This window comes from Kitasatospora sp. NPDC058162, assembly GCF_042884005.1.
Taxonomy (GTDB): domain Bacteria; phylum Actinomycetota; class Actinomycetes; order Streptomycetales; family Streptomycetaceae; genus Kitasatospora.
This window is the reverse complement of the sequence record NZ_JBHVUS010000010.1, coordinates 217441-240621: the sequence shown is the minus strand read 5'-3', so window position 1 is coordinate 240621 and position 23181 is coordinate 217441. Positions and strand designations below refer to the sequence as shown.

Sequence of the window (23181 nt, the reverse complement as noted above, 5' to 3'; positions counted from 1 at the left end):
TCGTTCGTCGTGTCTGCGACCACGGTAGGGCAGAGCCGGACGAATCGTCAGAGGAACGTCTTCCCCTCGCCCCGGTAGGTGGGGACGGTCCGGACGATCCGGTCCCCCTCGATCAGGTGCAGTTCGGCGAAGCGCTCGCACAGTTCGCCCGCCTTGGCGTGCCGGAACCACACCCGGTCGCCGATCAGCAGGTCGTCGGCGGCCGGGCCGATCAGCGGGGTCTGCACCTCGCCCGCGCCCTCCATCGGGTCGTACTGCAGCCCCGGCGGCAGGTACGGCACGGGCGGGCGGTCCGGCCCGGCCGGCCCGGAGGCCGGGTAGCCGCCGCCGAGCACCGTCACCACCCCGACGCCGGGGCGCCGCACCACCGGCTGGCCGAACAGTGCGGCCGGACGGCCCCGGAAGGCGCGGTAGTTGTCGAACAGCTGCGGCTGGTAGAGCCCCGAGCCGGCGGCGACCTCGGTGACGGCCCGTTCGGCCACGGTGGACTCCACGCTGCCGGTGCCGCCGCCGTTGACGAACTCCAGCTCGGCCACCTCCCGCAGCCGCCGGACCACCGCCGCCCGCCGCTCGGCCAGTTCGGTCCGGGACCTGGCCTGCATCAGCCGGATCAGCTGGGAGCGCACCGGCCGCCCGGGCAGCCGGTCGCCCACGCCGGCCACGTGCCCCTCGTACGCCATCAGGCCGACCACCCGGAATCCGGGGCGGCGCTGGACGAGTTCGGCGAAGGTGCCGAGCTCCTCCGGGGTGCGCAGCGGTGAGCGCCGGGCGCCGACCCGGACCCGGCCGCCGAACAGGTGCAGCGCGGTGTCCAGTTCCAGGCAGACCCGCACCTCGGCGTCGCCGGTGCGGGCCTTGTCGATCAGGTCCAGCTGGGCGGGGTCGTCCAGGACGACGGTGACCCGCTCGGCCAGCTCCCGGTCGCCGGTCAGTTCGGCGTAGCCGGCGCGGTCGGTGGAGGGGTAGGCGAGCAGGATGTCGCGCGCGCCGGTACGGGCCAGCCAGAGCGACTCGTCCAGGGTGAAGCTCATCACCCCGAGGAAGCCGTCCACGGCCAACGCCCGTTCCAGCAGGGCCCGGCAGCGCAGCGACTTGCTGGCGACCCGGATCGGTTTGCCGCCCGCCCGGCGCACCAGGTCGGCGGCGTTGGCGTCGAAGGCGGCGAGGTCCACGACGGCCACCGGTCCGTCGAGGTGGGCGGTGGCCCGGTCGTACCGGTGCCGGTCGGAGACCGGGGTGGGCGCAACGAGGATCGGCATGGCCGCAGGGTGCCACAGTGCGCTACCGGTGGGTAGGGCCTGCGCCTCGGATTTTGTCGGATCAGGCCGCGGCGTTGGGGTGCGTGCATCGCAAGGCGGAGGAGGGAGCCACTGCGGAGCATTGGCGACCGACGACAACGCGGCGAGGTGCGTGCCCCGGCGTCGCGGCCCCGGCAAGGATCCGAGGCGCAGGCCCTGCAGGTCGAGTGCACGGAAATGCGGGCGGCGGTGCCCGGTGGCATAGGGTCGGCCGGGTGGACCGCAAAGACTTCTCCAACCCGGCGTTCGTCGGCAAGAGCATCCCGAATCCCGGCTTCTCCGACGACGACGGCACGGCGGACGCGGCCCTGACCGCGGCCCTGGCCCGCTGGTCGCAGGACCGTACGGCCGAGCCCGAGGTGCTGGCGGCGCTGACCCCGACCCGGCTGATGGTCCCGATCGTGGCGCTCCTCGGCGAGGTCGAGGTGGACGAGCACGGGCACAAGCACGACAAGTCCAGCGACATGGCGGTCCCGGTGCTGGAGGCCCCGGACGGGCGCCGCGCGCTGCCGGCCTTCACGTCACTCGAGACGCTGACCCGCTGGCGGGCCGACGCCCGCCCGGCGCCGACCGCGGCCCCGCAGGCCGCGATGGTCGCCTTCTCCGAGCGCGCCGACACCCTGCTGATCGACCCGGCCGGGCCGGTGCCGTTCCTGCTGTCCGGCGCCCGGCTGCGGGCGCTGGCGGAGAACCGTCCGTACCTGCCGCCGGTCCGGGACCCGGAGGTGCGGGAGGCGGTCCGGGCGGTGCTGGCGGCCGAGCCGCAGGTGGTCAGCGGGCTGCTGGCGCCGTCGGAGGACTCGGACGGGGTGCTCGCGGTGGTGTTCGACCCGGCGCTGGACCAGGCGGGGCTGCAGGAGGCCGCGCAGCGGGTCGGCCGGGCGGTGGCCGGGGACCCGGTGCTGCGGGTGCGGCTGGACCGGGGGCTGGACCTCGCGGTGCTGCCGGCCGACGCGCAGCTGCCGGGGGAAGCGCTCTATCGGAGCTAGACGCAACGCAAAGAGGACCACCTACCAAATTTGGTAGGTGGTCCTCTTGTTGATCTTGCTCAGCTGTAGACCGGCCCGGTGAACTTCTCGCCCGGCCCCGTGCCCGGCGCGTCCGGCACCAGCGAGGCCTCGCGGAAGGCCAGCTGCAGCGAGCGCAGCCCGTCCCGCAGCGGCGCCGCGTGGAAGTTGCTGATCTCCGGGGCGCCGGCGGTGACCAGCCCGGCGAGCGCGGTGATCAGCTTGCGGGCCTCGTCCAGGTCCTTGTCCTTGTCGCCGCCCTCGGCCAGGCCGCACTTGACCGCGGCCGCGCTCATCAGGTGCACCGCGACGGTGGTGATCACCTCGACGGCCGGGACCTCGGCGATGTCGCGGGTGAGGTCGTCGAAGCCGATCGCGTCGTCGTCCGCGCCGGGGGTCTGGGTGGGGTCGCTGCTCACAGGGGGGCTCTTCCGTCGTGCGGTGTGGGTACAGGTGGAGCGTACAAGGGGCCCGGAGGGCGCCGGGAAGGCAGTGCTGGAGGCAGTGCGCCGGGACGGGACAGTGGTGGAGCGGCGGCGGAATAGCGTTCGACAGCGCGACGCTGTAAGCTTCGAGACTGACCGGCCGGGATCCCGCATGGGCGCCTGGCCAGCAAGTGGAGGCTCCACTGCGAGGAGGCCCGAGAGGGCAACCGCGAAAGTCTCCCACCTGATCGGCTTCACGGTCGACGGGTCCCGGTCCGCGACGGGCGCCACGGCGCCGAGTCGCCTGCAGCGTCCCTCACCGGACGCGGCCCCCGGTTGTGTGGAGCCCCGCTTGTACCGAGCGGGGCTTTTTTCGTGTGGCGGTGCACGCGGTACCGAGAGGTGCCGGGCAGCGCAGCACGAATGAAGCCCCGCCCAGTGGTCGAGTCCACTACGTGCGACCGCCGTCCGACGGCCGCATCGCAGAAGGTGCAACCGAGGAGGCCCCATCAGCACCGAGCCCCGCATCAACGACCGGATTCGCGTTCCGGAGGTGCGACTCGTCGGTCCCAGCGGCGAGCAGGTCGGCATCGTGCCGCTTGCCAAGGCGCTGGAGCTTGCGCAGGAGTACGACCTCGACCTGGTCGAGGTCGCGGCGACCGCCCGGCCGCCGGTGTGCAAGCTCATGGACTACGGCAAGTTCAAGTACGAGTCGGCCATGAAGGCCCGTGAGGCGCGCAAGAACCAGGCGCACACGGTCATCAAGGAGATGAAGCTCCGGCCGAAGATCGACCCGCACGACTATGACACCAAGAAGGGTCACGTCGTCCGGTTCCTCAAGCAGGGCGACAAGGTCAAGATCACGATCATGTTCCGTGGTCGTGAGCAGTCCCGCCCCGAGCTGGGCTTCCGTCTGCTGCAGCGGCTCGCCGACGACGTCCAGGACCTGGGCTTCGTCGAGTCCTCGCCGAAGCAGGACGGCCGGAACATGATCATGGTTCTTGGCCCGCACAAGAAGAAGACCGAGGCGATGGCCGAGGCCCGCGCCCTCGCGGACGCCCGCAAGGCCGAGCGACTGGGCCGGACCCCCGGCTCCGACGCCGCCGCGGACGACGACGAGCTGGCCGAGGACCTGGCCGCTGACGACCTGGTCGCCGACGACCTGGTCGCCGAGGACCTGGCGGACGACGACGCCGTGATCGAGGCGCAGGACGCCCCGGTCGAGGCGCCGGCCGCCGAGGCCGAGGCCCCGGTCGAGCAGCCGGCCGCTTCCCAGGGCGCCTGAGCCGCAAGGCTCACGGTCCGGGTTCGGCCCCCAGGGTGACGGGGCGTCCCGCCCGGTCACCACAGATCCATCCAGTTCACGCCCGCGCGGCGCAGGTCGCGCGGGCGTGGACGGGACTGACGAGGAGATACGGCGAAATGCCGAAGCAGAAGACGCACAGTGGCGCCAGCAAGCGCTTCAAGATCAGTGGCTCTGGCAAGGTGCTGCGCGAGCGCGCCGGCCGCCGCCACCTCCTGGAGCACAAGCCCTCGACGCTGACCCGCAAGCTGGCCGGGACCGTCGAGCTGGCCCCCGCTGACGCCAAGAAGATCAAGAAGCTTCTCGGCAAGTGATCGCCCTCCCGCCCGGCGCGAGCCGTGTGCGGGGCAGCTGATCCTTCCCGACCCATTCGAATGACGGACCACGTGAAGTAGTCCGTGGTCCAACCCAAGGAGTAATCAAGTGGCACGCGTCAAGCGGGCAGTCAACGCCCACAAGAAGCGCCGGGTCATCCTGGAGCGCGCCAGCGGCTACCGTGGCCAGCGTTCGCGCCTGTACCGCAAGGCCAAGGAGCAGGTCACCCACTCGCTGGTCTACAACTTCAACGACCGCAAGAAGCGCAAGGGCGACTTCCGTCAGCTGTGGATCCAGCGCATCAACGCTGCGGCCCGTGCCAACGGCATCACCTACAACCGCTTCGTGCAGGGCCTGAAGGCCGCCAGCGTCGAGATCGACCGCAAGATGCTGGCCGACCTGGCCGTCAACGACCCGGGTGCGTTCGCCTCCCTGGTCGAGGTCGCCCAGAAGGCGCTGCCGGCCGACGTGAACGCCCCGAAGGCCGCCGCGGACGCCGCCTGATCTTCCGAGATCGGTTGAGCTCTGACCGGACCCGCAGGCTCGCCTGCGGGTCCGGTTCTGCGTTCCCCCCACCTCCAGCCTCCGTCAGCTTCGTCAGCCCCCGTCAGCCGTCGGCGCCTCCAGAGAACGAGACCATGTCGAGCACCGAGACCCCCCTGCTCACCTCCCTGCGCTCGCCGCGCGTCGTCGCCGCCCGTCGGCTCGCCAAGCGGAACCAGCGCACCAAGGAGCGCCGCTTCCTGGCCGAGGGCCCGCAGGCCGTCCGGGAGGCCATCGCGTTCGGCAAGCTGCCGGGGACGGCCGAGCACGCCGTGGTCGAGGTGTACGTGGGCCTGGAGGCCGCGGAGCGGCACGCTGACATCGTCGAGGCGGCCCTGGCCGAGGGGCTGCCGGTGCTGACCGCCACCGACGAGGTGATCGCCGACATCTGCGACACGGTGACCCCGCAGGGGATCGTGGCGCTCTGCCGCTTCATCGACACCCCGTTCGCCGAGGTGCTGGCGGCCCGGCCGAAGCTGGTGGCGATCCTCGCCCACGTGCGCGACCCCGGCAACGCCGGCACCGTGCTGCGCACCGCCGACGCGGCCGGCGCGGACGCCGTGGTGCTCACCGATGCCTCGGTGGACCTGTACAACCCCAAGGCCGTCCGGGCCTCCGTCGGCAGCCTGTTCCACCTGCCGGTGGCGGTCGGCGTGCCGGTCGAGGAGGCCGTCGGGCAGCTGCGCGCGGCCGGCGTCCGGGTGCTCGCCGCGGACGGCGCGGGGGAGCGCGACCTGGACCAGGAGCTCGACGAGGGCACCCTGGGCGCGCCCGGCGCGTGGGTGTTCGGCAACGAGGCGTGGGGGCTCCCGGAGGAGACCCGCGCGCTCGCCGACGAGGTCGTGCGCGTCCCGATCCACGGGCACGCGGAGAGCCTCAACCTGGCCACGGCCGCGGCCGTCTGCCTGTACGCCTCGGCCCGGGCGCAGCGCTCGCCCGGCGGTTGCCGCTCGAACGGCTGACACACGCCCGGGCGCGCGGCGTTCTCACGTTGCAAGCCCTACTGTGGGGGCCTGGGAGGCGCTAGGGTCTGCCTCGGTGGGGGGAACGGCACGGTGGGTAATCGGGGAGGCAACCCATGGTCGGCAGCGGACCCGAGCTCGACCCGGACGACCTTCCGGACGGCCTGGTGGTCGCCGACGCGCTGGGCCGGGTGGTCTGCTTCAACCGGGCCGCGGCCCGGCTCACCGGCGTGCTCCCGGACGCCGCGTTGGGCAGCGCGCTGGAGGACGTCCTGCCGCTGGAGGACCTGGACGGCCGCCGCTGGTGGCAGCTGACCGATCCGTACGGCGGCCTGGCGATCCGCACCCGTCAGCCGGAGCGCAACCTGCTGCTGCCCGGCGGCCGCGAGGTGCTGGTGTCCGCCCGGTACGTCCGGGCGGTGCCGCTGGGGCCGCTGGAGCGCCTGGTGATCGCGCTGCGCGGGACGGAGGCCCGGCGCCGCACCGAGCGCAGCCACGCCGAGCTGATCGCCACCGTCGCGCACGAGCTGCGCTCCCCGCTGACCAGCGTCAAGGGCTTCACGGCGACGCTGCTGGCCAAGTGGGAGCGGTTCACCGACGGGCAGAAGCGGCTGATGCTGGAGACGGTGGACGCCGACGCCGACCGGGTCACCCGGTTGATCGCCGAGCTGCTGGACATCTCCCGGATCGACGCCGGGCGGCTGGAGCTGCGCAAGCAGGTGGTCGACCTGGCGGCCGCGGTGCGCCGGCACGTCGAGCGCAAGGTCGCCACCGGGATCCCCGAGGAGCGCTTCGACATCCGGATCACCGAGCCGCTCACCGTGCTCTGGGCGGACCCGGACAAGGTCGACCAGGTGCTGGCGAACCTGCTGGAAAACGCGGTGCGGCACGGCGAGGGAACTGTCACCATCGAGGTGGCACCGGCCAAGGAGGTCGTCGAGGCGCCCGTCTGGGAGCGCTCCGGCACCCCGCCCCGCATCGTGGAAGGCACAGCGGTCACCGTGAGCGACGAAGGCAGCGGCATCCCCGAGGAGTCGATGCCGCGCGTCTTCACCCGCTTCTGGCGGGGGTCCAAGCGCGGTGGCACCGGCCTGGGGCTCTATATCGTCAAGGGCATCGTGGAGGCCCACGGCGGCTCGATCCGGGTCGACCGCGCGCCCGGCGGCGGGGCCCGGTTCCGATTTATCCTGCCCGCCGGCATCCCTGACTTCATGCTCTGAGCAGCCCCTGAGGTCGGACCCGGACGGGCTTGACGGCAGCCGCGCTACGCGCTGCGACTACACTCGACCTTTGGCGTTGCGCAACGCCCTGTGCGGCTGTGCCGCGGACACCACTCCCAGTGACCACGGAGGACGGCTGCCCGCGCCCCGGCCCCGCCGGGCGTGACGCGAAGGCGAGCCCACACACCTGAGCACGGACGAGCAGGAGCACGGGAAGATAGAGATGTCGGCACCCAACAAGTCGTACGACCCGGTCGAGGTCGAGGCCCTCAAGCCCGAGGTGGTGGAGCAGGCGCGGGACGAAGCGATCGCCGCCTTCGCCGCCGCCGGCTCCCTGGACGAGCTGAAGCAGGCCAAGGTCGCCCACACCGGCGACCGTTCCGCGCTCTCGCTCGCCAACCGCGAGATCGGCGCCCTTCCGCCGCACGCCAAGGCCGCCGCCGGAAAGCTGATCGGCCAGGCCCGCGGCGCCGTCAACCAGGCGCTGGCCAAGCGGCAGGCCGAGCTGGAGGCGGAGCGGGACGCCCGCGTGCTGGTCGAGGAGGCGGTGGACGTCACGCTGCCGTACGACCGCACCCCGCGCGGCGCCCGGCACCCGCTGACCACGCTGGCGGAGCGCATCGAGGACACCTTCGTCGCGATGGGCTACCAGGTCGCGGAGGGCCCCGAGGTCGAGGCCGAGTGGCTGAACTTCGACGCCCTCAACCTGGGCCCGGACCACCCGGCCCGCTCGATGCAGGACACCTTCTTCGTGCAGGCCCCGGACGGCTCCGCCGACTCCGGCGTGGTGCTGCGCACCCAGACCTCCCCGGTCCAGGCCCGCACCCTGCTCGACCGCGAGCCCCCGGTGTACGTGGTCTGCCCCGGCCGGGTCTACCGGACGGACGAGCTGGACGCCACCCACACCCCGGTGTTCCGCCAGGTCGAGGGTCTCGCCGTCGACGAGGGCATCACCTTCGCCGACCTCAAGGGCACCATCGAGGTGCTGGTCGAGAAGCTGATCGGCGGCGGCCTGGAGCTGCGCTGGCGCCCCTCGTACTTCCCGTTCACCGAGCCGAGCGCCGAGATCGACCTGCAGTGCTTCGTGTGCCGCGGCGAGAGCGTCGGCAACCCGGACCGCCCGTGCCGCACCTGCTCCTCCGAGGGCTGGATCGAGCTCGGCGGCTGCGGCGTGGTCAACCCCCGGGTGCTGGTCGCCTGCGGCGTGGACCCGAACCGCTACAGCGGGTTCGCCTTCGGCCTGGGCCTGGAGCGGATCCTGATGAATCGTCACAACGTCGCCGACATGCGCGACATGGTCGAGGGTGACGTGCGCTTCACCCTCCCGTTCGGGATGGAGATCTGATGCGCGTCCCGCTTTCCTGGCTGCGCGAGTACGTCGATCTGCCGGCCGGCGAGACCGGCCGTGACGTGGCCGAGCGCCTGGTCCGGGCCGGCCTGGAGGTCGAGACCGTCGAGCAGCTCGGCGCCGACTTCAAGGGCCCGCTGGTGGTCGGCGAGGTGCTCTCCATCGAGGAGCTGTCCGGCTTCAAGAAGCCGATCCGGCACTGCTTCGTCAACGTCGGCGACGCCAACGGCACCGGCGAGCCGCAGGAGATCGTCTGCGGCGCGACCAACTTCGCCGTCGGCGACAAGGTCGTCGTGGTGCTCCCGGGCGCCGTCCTGCCGGGCCCGTTCCCGATCGCGGCCCGCCAGACCTACGGCCACACCTCGGCCGGCATGATCTGCTCCGCCCGCGAGCTGGGCATGGGCGACGACCACAACGGCATCATCGTGCTCCCGCCGGAGTTCGAGCCCGGCACGGACGCCATCGAGCTGCTCCAGCTGGTCGACGAGGTGCTCGACATCGCCGTCACCCCGGACCGCGGCTACTGCCTGTCGATGCGCGGCGTGGCCCGTGAGGCCGCCGCCGCGTACGGGCTGCCGCTGGCCGACCCGGCGCTGCTCGACGTGCCGCCGGCCAACTCCTTCGGCTACCTGGTCAAGGTCAACGACCCGGCCGGCTGCGACCGCTTCGTGGCCCGCACGGTCGTCGGCGTCGACCCGGCCGCCAAGTCGCCGATCTGGCTGCAGCGCCGCCTCCAGAAGGCGGGCATCCGCCCGATCTCGCTGACCGTCGACATCACCAACTACGTGATGCTGGAGGTGGGCCAGCCGCTGCACGCCTACGACAAGCAGCGCGTGGCCGGCCCGATCACGGTCCGCCGGGCGGCCGAGGGCGAGACCCTCACCACCCTCGACGGGGTCGAGCGCAAGCTCGCCGCCGAGGACCTGCTGATCTGCGACACCAGCGGCCCGATCGGCCTGGCCGGGGTCATGGGCGGCGCCTCCACCGAGATCCTCGACCCGGCCGCCGGTCCGGGCACCACCGAGGTGATCATCGAGGCCGCGCACTTCGACCCGGTCGCGATCGCCCGCACCGCCAAGCGGCACAAGCTGCCCTCCGAGGCGTCCAAGCGCTTCGAGCGCGGCGTCGACCCGGAGGCCTCCCGTGCCGCCGCGCAGCGCGCCGTCGACCTGCTGGTGCTGATCGCCGGCGGCACCGCCGAGGCCGGGGTCACCGACATCGCGGCCCCGCACCCGGTGCGCACCATCACCATCGCCGCCGACCTGCCGGACCGGGTCGCCGGGACGGTGTACGGCCGCGAGACCGTCACCCGTCGGCTGCAGGAGATCGGCTGCTCGGTCGCGGGCGCCGACGTCCTGGAGGTCACCCCGCCGACCTGGCGGCCCGACCTCACCGACCCGTACGACCTCGCCGAGGAGGTCATCCGGCTGGAGGGCTACGACAACGTCCCCGCCCGGATGCCGAACGTCCCGCCGGGCAAGGGCCTGACCGAGGCCCAGCGGGTGCACCGCCGGATCGGCGTGGCGCTGGCCGCGGCCGGCTACGTCGAGGTCAACAACTACCCGTTCGTCGGCGAGGCCGCCTTCGAGGCGCTCGGCCTGGAGGCGGATGACCGCCGCCGCCGTACGGTCAAGCTGGTCAACCCGCTCAACGACGAGGAACCGTCGCTGCGCACCACGATGCTGCCGGGCCTGCTCGGCACGCTGCGCCGCAACATCGGCCGGGGCAACACCGACCTGGCGGTCTTCGAGACCGGCACCGTGTTCCTGCCGAAGGACGAGCTCTCCGTGGCCCCGCGCCCGGCCGTCGACCGTCGGCCGAGCGACGCCGAGCTGGCCGAGCTGGACGCCGCGCTGCCGGACCAGCCGCGCCGGGTCGCCGTCGCCCTCGCGGGCGAGCGGCTGCCGTCCGGCTGGTGGGGCAAGGGCGACCAGGCCTCCTGGGCGGACGCGGTCGAGGCGGCCCGTACGGTGGCCCGTGCGGCCGGCGTCGAGCTGACCGTCCGCCAGGGCCAGCTGGCGCCCTGGCACCCGGGCCGCTGCGCCGAGCTGGTCGTGGCCGGCACCGACCGGGTGGTCGGCCACGCGGGTGAGCTGCACCCGCGCGTGCTCAAGGCGCTCGGGCTGCCCGCCCGTACGGCGGCGATGGAGCTGGACATCGACCTGCTGACGGCCGACGGCCCGACGAGGGTCGACGGCCCGGCGGTCTCCGGCTTCCCGGTGGCCACCCAGGACGTCGCGCTGATCGTCGACACCGCCGTCCCGGCCGCCGAGGTCGAGGCCGCGCTGCGTTCGGGTGCGGGTGAACTGCTGGAGGCCATCCGGCTGTTCGACGTGTTCACCGGCGAGCAGGTCGGCGAGGGCAAGAAGTCGCTGGCCTACGCGCTGCGCTTCCGCGCGGCCGACCGCACCCTGACCGCCGACGAGGCCACCGCCGCCCGCGAGGCGGCCGTGGCCGAGGCCGTCAGCCGCACCGGCGCGGTGCTGCGCGGCGCCTGATCCCCGTCAGGGCCTGTAGGGCCCCGTCCGGACCGCTTCGGTCCGGGCGGGGCCCTTTGCCTTTCCTTGGGTTGACGGCCCGTCATCCGGTCGTTTATCTCTTTACCTATGGAACTAGATAAAGGCGCTGACCAGCCCTCTCCGATCGAGTTCCGCCTGGACCCGGCCTCCGGCGTCCCGACCTACCTGCAGCTCGTGCAGCAGGTCGAACAGGCGTTGCGGATGGGCTGGTTGGCGGAGGGGGACCAGTTGCCCCGGGTGCGCGAGGTAGTGGCCGGGCTGGCGATCAACCCCAACACCGTGCTCAAGGCCTACCGGGAGCTGGAGCACCGCGGTCTGGCGGCCGGCCGGCGCGGCCAGGGCACCTTCGTGCGCGGGCTGCCCGCCGGAGTCGTGCCGCTGCGCGAACGGGCCGCGCTGCGGCGGGGGTTGCTGGACTGGATGCGCTCGGCGCGGACCGCCGGGCTGGACGAAGGGGGAATGGTGGCGGTGTTCGAGGACGCGCTGCGCGACCTGCGCGAAGGCCGCGACGGGGTGGTGGCGTGATGGCCGCGGACACCGTGATCGACTGCGGCGGGATCGGCAAGCGCTACCGCCGCTCCTGGGCGCTGCGGGACTGCCACCTCGCCGTCCCGGCCGGGCACGTGGTCGCCCTGGTCGGCCCGAACGGCGCCGGCAAGACCACCCTGCTCAGCCTGGCGGCCGGCCTGACCCTGCCCAGCGAGGGCGCGATGACCGTCCTCGGCGACCAACTCCCCGGCTCCCCGCGGGCTTTGGACCGGATCGGCTTCGTCGCCCAGAACGCCGCGCTCTACCCGGGCCTGCCCGTGCGCGACCTGCTCGCGATGGGCCGTCACCTCAACCGGCGCTGGGACGACGCCCGGGCGCGCACCCACCTGGACGGCCTCGGCATCCCGCTGGACCGCAAGTACGGCCGGCTCTCCGGCGGCCAGCAGGCCCAGGTCTCGCTCGCCCTGGCCCTCGCCAAGCGGCCCGAACTGCTGCTCCTGGACGAGCCGTTGGCCGCGCTCGACCCGCTCGCCCGGCACGACTTCATGGCCGTGCTGCTGACCGCGGTGGCCGAGGACGGCCTCTCGGTACTGTTCTCCTCGCACGCCGTCAACGAGCTGGAGCAGAGCTGCGACTACCTGGTGGTGCTGGCCGGCGGCCGGGTCCAGGTGTCCGGGGAGGTGGACGACCTGGTCGGCGGCCACCGGATGCTCACCGGCCCCACCGCCGAGGCGGACGCGGTCGCCGAACGGCTGCCGGTGGTCCGCGACCGCCGGGCCGGCGTCCAGTCCCACCTGCTGGTGCGCACCGGCGGCCCGGACGCGCCGGTTTCCGGCGGCTGGCGCCAACAGCGCGTCGGCCTGGAGGAGTTGGTGCTCGCCTACCTGCGTGAGCCGACCGCCTCCGCCCTGCCCGGCCCGCGCGGGGCCGTCCGTACGAACCAGAAGGTACTGTCGTGAGCTCGACCACCCTCGCCCCGCCCCGCTCGGCCGTGCTGCGGGCCGCCGGGCTGCGCCACCGGCCGGCGCTGCTGACCCTGCTCGCGGTGATGGGCGCGGTCTCCCTCGCCCTGCTGCTGCACGGCTGGTACATGCACGACGGCCTGGACCGTACCGGCGCGGGCTCCTGCGATCCGAGCACCGCCGCCTGCGCGGCCACGTTCAAGCGGTTCCTGCACCAGTACGCCGACAGCATGCCGATGCTCGGCAGTGTGGTCTACATCCTCGGCGGCGTGTTCGGGGCGTTCCTCGGCGGCCCGCTGCTGGCACGGGAGTTCGAGCACGGCACAGTGCGCTTCGCCTGGACCCAGGGCGCCGGGCGGACCCGCTGGACGGCGGGTGGCCTGGTGCTGGTCGGCGCGGTGCTGGCCGTGCTGGCCGCGCTGTTCGGGCTGGTGCTGAGCTGGTGGAACGCACCGCTGACGCGCCTGGGCGGACAGTTCCACCCGGACCTCTTCGTGGCGGCGCCACCGGCGCTGATCGGCCGGGTGCTGGTGGCCTTCGGGGTCGCGGCGCTGGCCGGCGCGGTGCTGCGCCGCACCGTCCTGGCGGTGGGCCTCGGTCTGGCGGCCTCGGTCGCCCTGCTCCTCCTGGCCCAGGCCGTGCGCTCGCACTACATGACTCCGCTGGACGAGCCGGTGCGCGCCATGACGTCCCTGGCGGTGGACGACCGCTGGGTGCTGAGCGCCTGGTACTCGGACCCGGCCGGGAACCGGCTCTCCGAGTCCGACTTCTACAACCTCGGCGGCGACTACACCCACCTCCAGTCCCTGGTGCACGACGGCGGGTACACCATGCACGAGGTGTACCAACCGGCGGACCGGTTCTGGCCGTTCCAGTGGATCGAGTTCGGCTGGACGACCCTGCTCGCGGTGGCGCTGTGCGCGGCGGCGGTCTGGTGGGTGCGGCGCCGGGCGGCCTGACCGGACCGCTCCCCGCTGTTTGAAGTGTTTTCGTCAAAACCCTTGCGGGACCGACGGTCCCGGGCGTTTGCTTCTCGTTAGGAAGGTTACCTAACCCAACGAGGAACCGGAGCATCCCCATGCGCCCTCAGCCCCGTCGTGCCCTCCGCATAGCCCTCGCCGCCGCCCTGGTGGCCGCGCCCCTCACGGTCGCGGCCACCACGGCCGCCCAGGCCGCGCCGGCCCCGGCAACCGCCGCGCACCTCAACGGAGTCGGCCTCGACGACCCACACAAGAAGGACATCGCGATGCAGCTGGTGTCCAGCGCGGAGAACTCCTCGCTGGACTGGAAGGCCCAGTACAAGTACATCGAGGACATCGGCGACGGCCGCGGCTACACCGCCGGCATCATCGGCTTCTGCTCCGGCACCGGCGACATGCTGGACCTGGTCCAGCACTACACCGACCTCAAGCCCGGCAACGTCCTCGCCAAGTACCTGCCCGCGCTCAAGAAGGTCAACGGCAGCGCCTCCCACTCCGGCCTCGGCACCCCCTTCGTCAAGGACTGGGCCGCGGCCGCCAAGGACCCGGCCTTCCAGCAGGCCCAGAACGACGAGCGCGACCGGGTGTACTTCAACCCCGCCGTCAACCAGGCCAAGGCCGACGGCCTGCGCGCGCTCGGCCAGTTCGCCTACTACGACGCCATCGTGATGCACGGCCCCGGCAACAGCTCCGACAGCTTCGGCGGCATCCGCGCGGCCGCCCTGAAGAAGGCGAAGACGCCCGCCCAGGGCGGCGACGAGGCCACCTACCTCAAGGCCTTCCTGGACGCCCGCAAGGTGGTCATGAAGAAGGAGGCCGCGCACTCCGACACCAGCCGGGTCGACACCGAGCAGTCGGTGTTCCTCAATGCCAAGAACTTCGACCTCAACCCGCCGCTCAAGTGGAAGGTCTACGGCGACAGCTACGCCATCAACGGCTGACGCCCGGGTCGGCGCGGTGGCGGGAGCCCGTTCCCCCGGGTCTCCCGCCACGGCGGCATTCGATCACCCCCCCGGTATCCGATCACCCGGGTTCTCGATCGCCCGGGTTCTCACCCCCCCCCCCCGCGAAAAACCCAAGGGACTGTGAAATTCCTGTTCATCCCGTAACGAATCGAGCAGGGGCATAACGAACGATCCCTCCCGCATTGACGCATTCGCCTGGTGGCGCTTGACTCCGTCCCCTGCCGCAGGGTTGCGGCGCAGTACAGGAGGCACCACCGATCATGAGCAAACCCATGCGTCTCGCGGCCACCGGCACGGCCGCCGTGTCGCTCGCACTCGCCCTCACGGCCTGCGGCCAGACGGTGGCGGGCCAGACGCCGGCGGCAGGCAGCGGCGGAGGTGGCGAGGGCATCGGTCTGCTGCTGCCGGAGAGCGCGTCCTCCACCCGGTACGACGCGTTCGACAAGCCCCTGATCCAGCAGACGGTGACCGGCCTGTGCACCAAGTGCACGGTGAGCTACGCCAACGCGGGCGGCGACGCCACCGTGCAGAAGAAGCAGTTCGACGACCTGCTCGCCAAGGGCGTGAAGGTCATCCTGCTCGACCCGGTCGACGCCAAGCTCACCGCCCCGTGGGTGGACGCCGCCAACGCCAAGGGCGTGAAGGTCGTCGCCTACGACCGGCTGGCCCAGGGCAAGGTCGCCGCGTACGTCTCCTTCGACAACCAGCAGACCGGCCAGCTCCAGGGCCAGTCCCTGCTCGACGCGCTCGGCTCGAAGGCCTCCTCGGCCAACGTCGTGATGATCGACGGTGCCGAATCCGACCCCAACGCGGCGCAGTTCAAGACGGGCGCGCACCTCGCGCTGGACGGCCGGGTCAAGATCGCCTACGAGCAGTCCGGCGAGTGGAAGCCGGACGTGGCCACCCAGAAGACCAACGAGGCCATCCAGAGCCTCGGCAAGAACGGCATCCAGGCCGTCTACGCCGCCAACGACGGCATGGCCGCCGCCGTCATCGAGGCCCTGAAGGCCGCGGGCATCAAGAACGTGCCGGTCGGCGGCCAGGACGCCTCCATCGACGCGGTCCGCCGGGTGCTCAGCGGCGAGCAGGCGTACACCATCTACAAGCCGTACAAGCCCGAGACGGACGCGGCGGGCAGCATCGCCGTCCAGCTGGCCGAGGGCATGGACATCAGCACGACCGCCTCCACGCTCACCGACAGTGGCGGGCTGAAGATCCCCTCGCTGCTGCTCACCCCGATCGTGGTGACCAAGTCGAAGGTGGAGGCCACCGTCGTCGGCGGCGGGCTCTACAAGGCGTCCGACATCTGCACCCCGCAGTACGCCGACGCCTGCGCCGAGGCCGGGGTCAAGTAACGCGGCACGTCAGGCGGTCGGAAAAGGGGCGCGCCCGTACCGGAGACCGGTACGGGCGCGCCCCTCGCGTCCGGGCTCAGGCGCTCGCGGTGTAGTCGTAGAAGCCGCGGCCGGACTTGCGGCCCAGCAGGCCGGCGTCGACCATCCGGGAGAGCAGCGGGGGAGCGGCGTACAGCGGCTCCTTGTACTCGTCGTACATCGACTCGGCGATCGAGACGATGGTGTCCAGCCCGATCAGGTCGCACAGCCGCAGCGGGCCCATCGGGTGGGCGCAGCCGGCCTCCATGCCCTTGTCGATGTCGGAGGCGGTGGCCACGCCCGACTCGAACATCCGCACCGCGGACAGCAGGTACGGCACGAGCAGCGCGTTGACCACGAAGCCGGCCCGGTCGCGGGCCCGGATCGGCTCCTTGGCGAGGACCTGGGAGGCGAAGGCCTCGACCCGCTCGGTGGTGGCCGCCGAGGTGGTCAGGGTCGGGATGACCTCGACCAGCTTCTGCACCGGCGCCGGGTTGAAGAAGTGCAGGCCGATGACCTGCTCCGGGCGGGAGGTGGCGGCGGCCAGCTTCACGATCGGGATCGAGGAGGTGTTGGAGGCCAGGATCGCGTCCCGGCGCTCGACGACCTGGTCCAGGGTCTGGAAGATCTTGACCTTGATGTCCTCGCGCTCGGCGACGGCCTCCACCACCAGGTCGCGGTCGGCGAAGTCGGACAGCTCGGTGGTGAACGACAGCCGGGCCATCGCCTCGTCCCGCTGCTCGGGGCTCAGCTTGCCGCGCTTGACCGCCGTGTCCAGGGAATTGGTCAGCCGGGTGCGGCCGAACTCCAGCGCCTCACCGCTGGCCTCCGACACCAGGACGTCCAGTCCGGCCCGGGCGAAGACCTCGGCGATGCCCGACCCCATGAGACCGCAGCCGACTACTCCGACGCGCGCGATGTCACTCACTCAGTTGCCCTTCGGTGGTGCTGGGGGTCGCCCAGCGAACTGGTGACCCAGCGAGCTCGCTGGTCAACGGGGTCGGTGAACCGGAATGGGTGCACCGGTCACCGCCCCGACGACGTTACTACTCCGTACCGGCCAGTAGGTCACCCCCTCCCCGGCAGAGTGCCAGCGCGGACGGCCCCCCGAACGGGTGAGGCCGGGCCGCCCGCGCGTGTACCCGGGCCCGCCGCCGCCCGTCGGCCGACAGAATGCCGCAGACGGGGGCCGGGGACGGGAAGGGAGCACACGGTGCCGACGGGATCGCTCACAGGACAGGTCGCCCTGGTCACCGGCGGCGGCCGGGGCATCGGCCGGGAGATCGCCATCGGCCTGGCCGCCGAGGGCATGGCCGTCGGCCTGCTCGGCCGCACCCACGAGACGCTGACCGACACCCTCAAGGAGTGCGTCAAGCACGGCTCCCGGGGCGTCGCCGTCACCGCCGACGTCTGCCGCCCCGGCTCGGTGCGCGAGGCCGTCCGGCTGGTCGAGCGCGACCTCGGCCCGATCGACCTGCTGGTCAACAACGCCGGCCTGATCGACCGGGCCGAGGTGCCGCTGTGGGAGACCGACCCCAACCAGTGGTGGCAGGTGATCGAGACCAACCTGCGCGGCCCCTACAACCTGCTGCGCTGCGTCCTGCCCGGCATGGTCGCCCGCCGCAGCGGCCGGGTGGTCAACCTCAACTCCGGCTTCGCGCTGCGCCCCGACGGCCACTACACGGCGTACGCGACCTCCAAGGGGGCGCTGCTCCAGCTCTCCGACAACATGGCGGACTCGCTGGCCGAGCACGACGTCGTGGTGCTCGACATCAGCCCCGGCGCGGTGGCCACCGACATGACCGCGGCGATGCCGATGTTCCGGGACATGAAGGCCTGGGGCTCGATCCCGTACGTGGTCGCGGTCACCGTGGACGCCGCCCGCGGCCGCTTCGACGCCCTGCACGGGCGGTTCATCCACGCCGGGCGGGACGACCTGGCGGAGCTGGTCGCCCGGGCCGAGGAGATCCGGGAGGCGGACGCCCGGACGCTGCGGCTGCGCCCGTACAAGGACGACGACCCGATGGTCTGATCAGTGGCCCGGGCGGCTCGGACGGGTCAGCGGCCGAGGCCGGTCAGGCGCACAGCTGGCTGGCCGTGACCGGCTTGAGCCCCGCCTTGGCCAGCCCGTCCAGGATCGCCGGCAGCGCGTCGATGGTGCACTGGTGGCCCATGTGCAGGGCCACCACCGAGCCGCCGCGCACCGAGCCCAGCACCCGGCGCTGCAGCTCGGCGGCGGTCGGGTCGTTGTAGTCGCGCGGGTCGACGTCGAAGGAGAGCACGTGCTCGTAGCCGACGGCCTTGGCCTGGTCGCGCACCATCGCGGTGGCGTACTGCGCGGCGGAGGGGCGGAACCAGCGGCCGATCGAACCGGTCAGCCGCTGCAGCCGGTCGGCGCACTGGGCGATCTCGGCGCGGGCCTGGTCCGGGGTCATCGCCGAGATGTTGAGGTGGTTCTGGGTGTGGTTGCCCAGCTCGTGGCCGCCGTCCAGGATCCGCCGGGCCATCTGCGGCTGCTGGTCCAGCCAGCTGCCGACCGCCATCACCGTCACCTTGGTGCCGCGCCGCTCGGCGGCCTCCAGCAGGGCGGTGGCGAGCTTCGGGTCGCCGCTGCCGTGGAAGGTGAGCGCCACGTTCTTGCCGGTGCGTGGCCCGTACACCACCTCGTACGGCGTGCCGGCCGCCAGCGGCGTCAGCACGGGCGGGGTCGGCGGGGTCGGCGGGGTCGGCGGAGCGGAGGTCTGGGCGGCGGCCGGGGTCGCCCCGCCGTCGGGCTGCGGCTCGGCCGGCGTGGTCGGGGCGGGGGAGACGGGCCCCTCGCCGCCGTTCCAGGCCGGGTCGGTGGTGTGCTGGGGGTCGACGCTGCCGGGGTGCGCGGCGAGCGCCCCGGTGTCGGCCCGGCGGGGCGCGCCGCTGCCGCAGGAGGTGAGCAGTCCTCCCGCGGCGGACAGGGCGGCCAGCTTGGCGGCGGTGCGCAGTACGGTGCGGCGGTCGGCAGTCATCGGCAGCCAGCATAGAGAGGGCGGACCCTCCGGGCGATCCGGCAGCGCCGTCCGGCGCGGTTCGTCACACCGTCTTTGACGTGCACACACTCCGTTTGTGCGGTGTTGCGTAAACCTGAACTCCCGCTGTTTCCACGGCGTGTCGTTGGATACGATCACCGCGCACCGCGTGTTACGGGGCAGTAGGCACATTCCGGCATTGCGCATTGGGGGCGGAACATGATGCACGAGGACACCGCGGCCGTCGACCAGGACACCCGCACCGGCTGGGAGTGGGCCAGAGCCGATGACTGGCAGCCGCCGAGCGAGCTGGACACCGGCATCCCGCACACCGCCCGGATGTACGACTACTACCTGGGCGGCAAGGACAACTTCGAGGCGGACCGCAAGGCCGCCCAGGCCGCGATAGCCGCCTACCCCGCGCTGCCGCTGCTGGCCCGCACCAACCGGCAGTTCCTGGGCCGGGCCGTCGAGTTCGCGGCGGGCCGGGGGATCCGCCAGTTCATCGACATCGGCACCGGCATACCGACCGTCGGCTCCACCAACGAGGTCGCCCAGCGCGTCGCCCCGGACGCCCGGGTGGTCTACGTCGACAACGACCCGATCGTCGCCACCCACGCCCGCGCCCTGCTGTCCGGGCACCCGGCCGGGCACACCTCGGTCATCGAGGCCGACCTGCGCGACCCGGAGGCGATCCTGCGCCACCCCGCGCTGGGCGCCGCCGTCGACCTCTCCCAGCCGGTCGCGCTGATGCTCGTGGCCGTCCTGCACTTCATACGCGACGAGGAGGGCGCCCAGCAGATCGTCCGCACCCTGCGCGAGGTGCTCGCCCCCGGCAGCGCCCTGATCCTCTCCCACGGCAGCCCCGACTTCGCCTCCCGCGAGAGCGCCGCCGAAGGCACTCGGATCTACCGGAGCGCCAGCGCGCCGCTCGTCCTGCGGCCCCGGGCCGACGTCGAACCCTTCTTCGGCGACTTCGAGTTCGTCGGCCCCGGCCTGGTCCAACTCCCGCTCTGGCGCCCCACCGCGGGCCACATCCGCACCGCCGAACTGCCCGAGGGCTGGCAGGACGTCTCGGCCTACGCCGGCGTCGCCCTCAAGCCGTGACGGAGCCGGTCCCGGCGCCCCCCTCCGGCGCCGGGACCAGCCATCGCAGACTAGGTCCGGCCACTGACAATCCCTCACCGGTCCGGCTGCCCTGCGGCGTGACCACCGCCCTGCCGCCGCTGCCCCCCGACGTCGCCGAGCTGCTGCGGGCCGTCGACGCCCCGCCCCGACTGGTCGCCCACCTCGCGCTGGTGCACGAGGTCGCCGGGCGGATCGTCGAGTTCTGCGCCGCCGAGGGCCTGCTCTTCGACCACGAGGCCGTCCGCTACGGCGCCGCCACCCACGACATCGGCAAGGCCGTCCACCCCGAGGAGCTCTCGGGCCCCGGCTCCGCACACGAACCCGCGGGCCACGCCCTGCTGTTGGCCCACGGAGTCCCCGAGCGGCTGGCCCGCTTCGCCCGCACCCACGCGAGCTGGGGCGAGCCCGGCACCACCACCGAGGACCTGCTGGTCAGCCTGGCCGACAAGGCCTGGAAGAACAAGCGCGTCCGCGACCTGGAGGACCGGGTGGTCGAGCGGTTCGCCGCCGCCACCGGCCGGGAACGCTGGGAGGCCTTCCTCGCCCTGGACGACCTGCTCACCGGGATCGGCGAGGGCGCCCCGCGGCGGCTCGCGCTGCAGGCCGCCCATCCGGTGCGTACCGGGAGAAAATGACGCGACAGGGCGCGACGGCCGGTGTTAGGTTCCGCGACATGGAACCCCTCACCGACCCGGAGATCCGCGCGTCCTTCGTCAACTGCTCCAAGGGCGAGGCCCGTCGCCTCAACCTGCCCCGCGGCCTGGCCGAACTGCCGTGGGCGGACTTGGACTTCCTCGGCTGGCGGGACCAAGGCGCGCCCGACCGGGCGTACTTGGTCGCACCGCACGGCGGTGAGCTGGTCGGGGTGACGATGCGCTCGCCGATGGTCCGGCGCAGCCTGACCAAGACCAACGTGTGCTCGCTGTGCATCACCGCGCACGCCGGTTCGGGGGTCTCGCTGCTGGCCGCCCGCCGGGCCGGCGCCTCCGGGCGCGAGGGCAACACCGTCGGCACCTACATCTGCGCCGACCTCGCCTGCTCGCTCTACGTCCGCGGCCGGAAGAAGTCCGCCGCGGTGACCAGGCCGGACGAGTCGCTGCCGCTGGAGCTGCAGGTCGCCCGTACGGTGGGCAACCTCGACGCCTTCCTCGCCAAGGTGCTCACCGACACGGCGGCGTAGCCGCGGGGCTACCGGCCCCCGCGCAGCTGCTCCAGGTCGCGGCGCTCCCGCTTGGTCGGGCGGCCGGCGCCGCGGTCCCGCTCGAAGACCGGTGCCACGAACTCCCGCGGCGGCCGCGGCGGACTGTTGTCGACCAGGCACTCCGCCGCGACCGCCGCGCCGACCCGCTTGCGGATCAGCTTCGTCACCACGACGACCCGCTCGTACCCCTCCTCGCGGACCCGGACCTCGTCCCCGGGCTTGAGCGTCTGCGCCGGCTTGGCCCGCTCGCCGTTCACCCGGACGTGCCCGGCCTTGCAGGCGGCCGCCGCCAGCGCGCGGGTCTTGGCCAGCCGGACCGACCAGACCCAGACGTCCAGCCGCACGCTTCCCTGTTCTTCAGCCATCCTCCGAGCCTATCCAGCGCCCGTAGGGTCACACGCCCTACGCCGCGGACGGAGCCTCCTGGACCGCCCAGCCGTTGCCGTCCGGGTCGTTGAAGAACACGAAGTTGTTCCAGGCCTCGCCGTGCCCGTTCACCCGGGCTCCCGCGACGAAGTGCTGGACCGGGCTGACCGCCACGCCCCGCGCGGCCAGCTCCGCGTGCGCCTTCTCGATGTCCGGCACCACCAGTTGGAGGCCCTTCACCGAGCCGGGCGGCGACTCGATCACCCCGGAGCCGACCACGATCGAACAGCGTGAGCCCGGGGGAGTCAGCTGGACCACCCGGACCCCGTCGCGCAGCCGGGTGTCGTGGTCCACGGTGAAGCCGGCCTGCTCCTCGTAGAAGAGCTTCGCGCGGTCCACGTCCGACACCGGGACCACCACGACTTCGAGCTTCCAGTCCATCGCCCTCACCCCTCTCGGTCGGGCTCTTCCAGTATCTGCCCGAAACCGTTCCCCGGCGGACCTTCGGATAGCCTGAGAGCACGATGAATCCGCAGACCACGCCCGCTTCGTCACCCTCAGCCACCGCCTTCGCGACCCCCTGGGGCACCCTCGACCTCACCCGCTTCCCGGTGGACCCCCGCGAGCGGCTGCGCGCCTGGGACGCCGCCGACGAGTACCTGCTGCGCCACCTGGCCGGTGAGGCCGCCGCGGACGGCGCCGCCACCGAGCTGGCCGGCCGCCGGATCGCCGTCCTCGGCGACCGCTGGGGCGCGCTGACCACCGCGCTGGCGCCGTACGAACCGGTCCAGATCAGCGACTCCCACCTCGGCCGGCAGGCCACCCGGGAGAACCTCGCCCGGGCCGGCTCCGCCGTCGACGAGGCCCGGCTGCGCACCACCCGGGACACCCCGCCGGAGCGGATCGACGTCCTGCTGGTGCGGGTGCCCAAGAGCCTGGCCCTGCTGGAGGACCAGCTGCACCGGCTCGCCCCGGCGCTGCACCCGGGCACGGTCGTGATCGGCACCGGCATGGTCACCGAGATCCACACCTCCACCCTGCAGCTCTTCGAGAAGGTCCTCGGCCCGACCCGCACCTCGCTCGCGGTCCGCAAGGCCCGGCTGATCTTCTGCACCCCCGACCCGGCGCTGGACCCCGGCCCCAACCCGTGGCCGCACCGCTACGCGCTGCCGCCGGACATCGGCCCCGCCGCCGGCCGGACGGTGGTCAACCACGCGGGCACCTTCTGCGCCGAGCGGCTCGACATCGGCACCCGCTTCTTCCTGGCCCACCTGCCCACCCCCGCCCCCGGCGACCGGGTGGTGGACCTCGGCTGCGGCAACGGCGTGGTCGGCACGGCCGCCGCGCTGGCCGGGCCGGGCGCGGAGCTGGTGTTCGTGGACGAGTCCCACCAGGCGGTGGCCTCCGCCGAGGAGACCTTCCGCACCAACCTGGGCCCGGACGCCCCGGCCGAGTTCCGCACGGCCGACGCGCTGGACCCGGCGGTGTTCGCCCCCGGCTCGGTGGACCTGGTGCTCAACAACCCGCCGTTCCACTCCCACCAGGCCACCACCGACGCCACCGCCTGGCGGATGTTCACCGGCGCCCGCCGGGCGCTGCGGCCCGGCGGCGAGCTGTGGGTGGTCGGCAACCGGCACCTGGGCTACCACGTGAAGCTGCGCAAGCTGTTCGGCAACTGCCAACTCGTCGCCGGGAACCCCAAGTTCGTCGTGCTGCGGGCCGTGAAGCGCTGAACGGCGGCCGTCGACGGCGCGGCCCGACGGCGCCCCGACCCG

At 72.8% G+C, this 23181-nt stretch carries 24 protein-coding genes; 18 read left to right on the top strand and 6 right to left on the bottom strand.

What is annotated here, in order from left to right; translation table 11 throughout:
* Positions 1-47: 47 nt before the first annotated feature.
* The gene (locus ACFVXG_RS21870; protein WP_387929814.1) at positions 48-1259 is read right to left on the bottom strand and encodes an amino acid deaminase/aldolase; all 1212 of its coding nucleotides are present in this window, start codon (positions 1257-1259) and stop codon (positions 48-50) included.
* 254 nt (positions 1260-1513) lie between these two features.
* Here ACFVXG_RS21870 and ACFVXG_RS21865 point away from each other — a divergent pair, with 254 nt between their 5' ends.
* Positions 1514-2287, top strand: coding sequence for an SseB family protein (locus tag ACFVXG_RS21865; RefSeq protein ID WP_387929812.1), 774 nt, complete (start codon positions 1514-1516; stop codon positions 2285-2287).
* Between the two features lie 59 nt (positions 2288-2346).
* Here ACFVXG_RS21865 and ACFVXG_RS21860 read toward each other — a convergent pair whose 3' ends face one another.
* Positions 2347-2724 carry a DUF1844 domain-containing protein gene (locus tag ACFVXG_RS21860; RefSeq protein WP_350507137.1) on the bottom strand — a complete coding sequence of 126 codons (378 nt, stop codon included), beginning with the start codon at positions 2722-2724 and terminating at the stop codon, positions 2347-2349.
* 514 nt (positions 2725-3238) lie between these two features.
* Here ACFVXG_RS21860 and infC point away from each other — a divergent pair.
* From infC to ACFVXG_RS21800, 12 genes are all read left to right on the top strand, one after another.
* Positions 3239-4015: a translation initiation factor IF-3 gene (gene infC / locus ACFVXG_RS21855; protein WP_387929852.1), complete on the top strand. Its 777-nt coding sequence runs from the start codon at positions 3239-3241 to the stop codon at positions 4013-4015.
* 137 nt (positions 4016-4152) lie between these two features.
* Entirely contained in the window at positions 4153-4347 is a 195-nt protein-coding gene (rpmI, locus tag ACFVXG_RS21850; protein WP_030055648.1) for a 50S ribosomal protein L35, read from the top strand.
* A 109-nt stretch (positions 4348-4456) separates the two neighbouring features.
* On the top strand, positions 4457-4852 hold the full coding sequence (gene rplT, locus ACFVXG_RS21845; protein WP_030055649.1) for a 50S ribosomal protein L20: 396 nt from the start codon (positions 4457-4459) through the stop codon (positions 4850-4852).
* Between the two features lie 134 nt (positions 4853-4986).
* The gene (locus ACFVXG_RS21840) at positions 4987-5853 is read left to right on the top strand and encodes a TrmH family RNA methyltransferase (protein ID WP_387929810.1); all 867 of its coding nucleotides are present in this window, start codon (positions 4987-4989) and stop codon (positions 5851-5853) included.
* Positions 5854-5969: 116 nt separating this feature from the next.
* Positions 5970-7073, top strand: coding sequence for an ATP-binding protein (locus ACFVXG_RS21835; RefSeq protein WP_387929808.1), 1104 nt, complete (start codon positions 5970-5972; stop codon positions 7071-7073).
* A 223-nt stretch (positions 7074-7296) separates the two neighbouring features.
* On the top strand, positions 7297-8418 hold the full coding sequence (pheS, locus tag ACFVXG_RS21830) for a phenylalanine--tRNA ligase subunit alpha (RefSeq protein ID WP_350507140.1): 1122 nt from the start codon (positions 7297-7299) through the stop codon (positions 8416-8418).
* Positions 8418-10919 carry a phenylalanine--tRNA ligase subunit beta gene (pheT, locus tag ACFVXG_RS21825; protein ID WP_387929806.1) on the top strand — a complete coding sequence of 834 codons (2502 nt, stop codon included), beginning with the start codon at positions 8418-8420 and terminating at the stop codon, positions 10917-10919. Before pheS ends, pheT begins: the two co-directional genes overlap by 1 nt.
* A gap of 108 nt (positions 10920-11027) precedes the next feature.
* Entirely contained in the window at positions 11028-11465 is a 438-nt protein-coding gene (locus tag ACFVXG_RS21820; RefSeq protein WP_387929804.1) for a GntR family transcriptional regulator, read from the top strand.
* On the top strand, positions 11465-12388 hold the full coding sequence (locus ACFVXG_RS21815; RefSeq protein ID WP_387929802.1) for an ATP-binding cassette domain-containing protein: 924 nt from the start codon (positions 11465-11467) through the stop codon (positions 12386-12388). Before ACFVXG_RS21820 ends, ACFVXG_RS21815 begins: the two co-directional genes overlap by 1 nt.
* The gene (locus ACFVXG_RS21810) at positions 12385-13350 is read left to right on the top strand and encodes a hypothetical protein (RefSeq protein WP_387929800.1); all 966 of its coding nucleotides are present in this window, start codon (positions 12385-12387) and stop codon (positions 13348-13350) included. Before ACFVXG_RS21815 ends, ACFVXG_RS21810 begins: the two co-directional genes overlap by 4 nt.
* A gap of 119 nt (positions 13351-13469) precedes the next feature.
* Complete coding sequence (locus ACFVXG_RS21805; RefSeq protein WP_387929798.1) at positions 13470-14312, top strand: chitosanase; 843 nt, start codon at positions 13470-13472, stop codon at positions 14310-14312.
* Between the two features lie 284 nt (positions 14313-14596).
* A complete protein-coding gene (locus ACFVXG_RS21800) occupies positions 14597-15691 on the top strand; it encodes a sugar ABC transporter substrate-binding protein (protein ID WP_387929796.1) in 1095 nt (364 codons plus the stop codon).
* 76 nt (positions 15692-15767) lie between these two features.
* Here the strand turns inward: ACFVXG_RS21800 and ACFVXG_RS21795 are convergent, their stop codons facing one another.
* Positions 15768-16637, bottom strand: coding sequence for a 3-hydroxybutyryl-CoA dehydrogenase (locus tag ACFVXG_RS21795; RefSeq protein ID WP_387929794.1), 870 nt, complete (start codon positions 16635-16637; stop codon positions 15768-15770).
* A 285-nt stretch (positions 16638-16922) separates the two neighbouring features.
* Here ACFVXG_RS21795 and ACFVXG_RS21790 point away from each other — a divergent pair, with 285 nt between their 5' ends.
* Positions 16923-17741, top strand: a complete 819-nt coding sequence (locus ACFVXG_RS21790) for an SDR family NAD(P)-dependent oxidoreductase (RefSeq protein WP_387929792.1) — start codon at positions 16923-16925, stop codon at positions 17739-17741.
* A gap of 43 nt (positions 17742-17784) precedes the next feature.
* Here the strand turns inward: ACFVXG_RS21790 and ACFVXG_RS21785 are convergent, their stop codons facing one another.
* Positions 17785-18711 (bottom strand): polysaccharide deacetylase family protein, encoded by a 927-nt coding sequence (locus ACFVXG_RS21785; protein WP_387929790.1) that lies wholly within the window; start codon positions 18709-18711, stop codon positions 17785-17787.
* A gap of 219 nt (positions 18712-18930) precedes the next feature.
* On the opposite strand from ACFVXG_RS21785, the gene ACFVXG_RS21780 reads away from it, so the two are divergent.
* The 3 genes from ACFVXG_RS21780 to ACFVXG_RS21770 all read left to right on the top strand — a co-directional run bounded on the left by ACFVXG_RS21780 (position 18931) and on the right by ACFVXG_RS21770 (position 21019).
* Positions 18931-19818 (top strand): SAM-dependent methyltransferase, encoded by an 888-nt coding sequence (locus ACFVXG_RS21780; protein ID WP_387929788.1) that lies wholly within the window; start codon positions 18931-18933, stop codon positions 19816-19818.
* Positions 19819-19916: 98 nt separating this feature from the next.
* Complete coding sequence (locus ACFVXG_RS21775) at positions 19917-20474, top strand: HD domain-containing protein (RefSeq protein WP_387929786.1); 558 nt, start codon at positions 19917-19919, stop codon at positions 20472-20474.
* 38 nt (positions 20475-20512) lie between these two features.
* The gene (locus ACFVXG_RS21770; RefSeq protein ID WP_387929784.1) at positions 20513-21019 is read left to right on the top strand and encodes an FBP domain-containing protein; all 507 of its coding nucleotides are present in this window, start codon (positions 20513-20515) and stop codon (positions 21017-21019) included.
* An 8-nt stretch (positions 21020-21027) separates the two neighbouring features.
* Here the strand turns inward: ACFVXG_RS21770 and ACFVXG_RS21765 are convergent, their stop codons facing one another.
* Entirely contained in the window at positions 21028-21405 is a 378-nt protein-coding gene (locus ACFVXG_RS21765) for an RNA-binding S4 domain-containing protein (RefSeq protein WP_387929782.1), read from the bottom strand.
* A gap of 37 nt (positions 21406-21442) precedes the next feature.
* The gene (locus tag ACFVXG_RS21760; protein WP_387929780.1) at positions 21443-21847 is read right to left on the bottom strand and encodes a VOC family protein; all 405 of its coding nucleotides are present in this window, start codon (positions 21845-21847) and stop codon (positions 21443-21445) included.
* An 83-nt stretch (positions 21848-21930) separates the two neighbouring features.
* Here ACFVXG_RS21760 and ACFVXG_RS21755 point away from each other — a divergent pair, with 83 nt between their 5' ends.
* The gene (locus ACFVXG_RS21755) at positions 21931-23139 is read left to right on the top strand and encodes a methyltransferase (protein WP_387929778.1); all 1209 of its coding nucleotides are present in this window, start codon (positions 21931-21933) and stop codon (positions 23137-23139) included.
* The last annotated feature ends 42 nt before the right edge of the window (positions 23140-23181 follow it).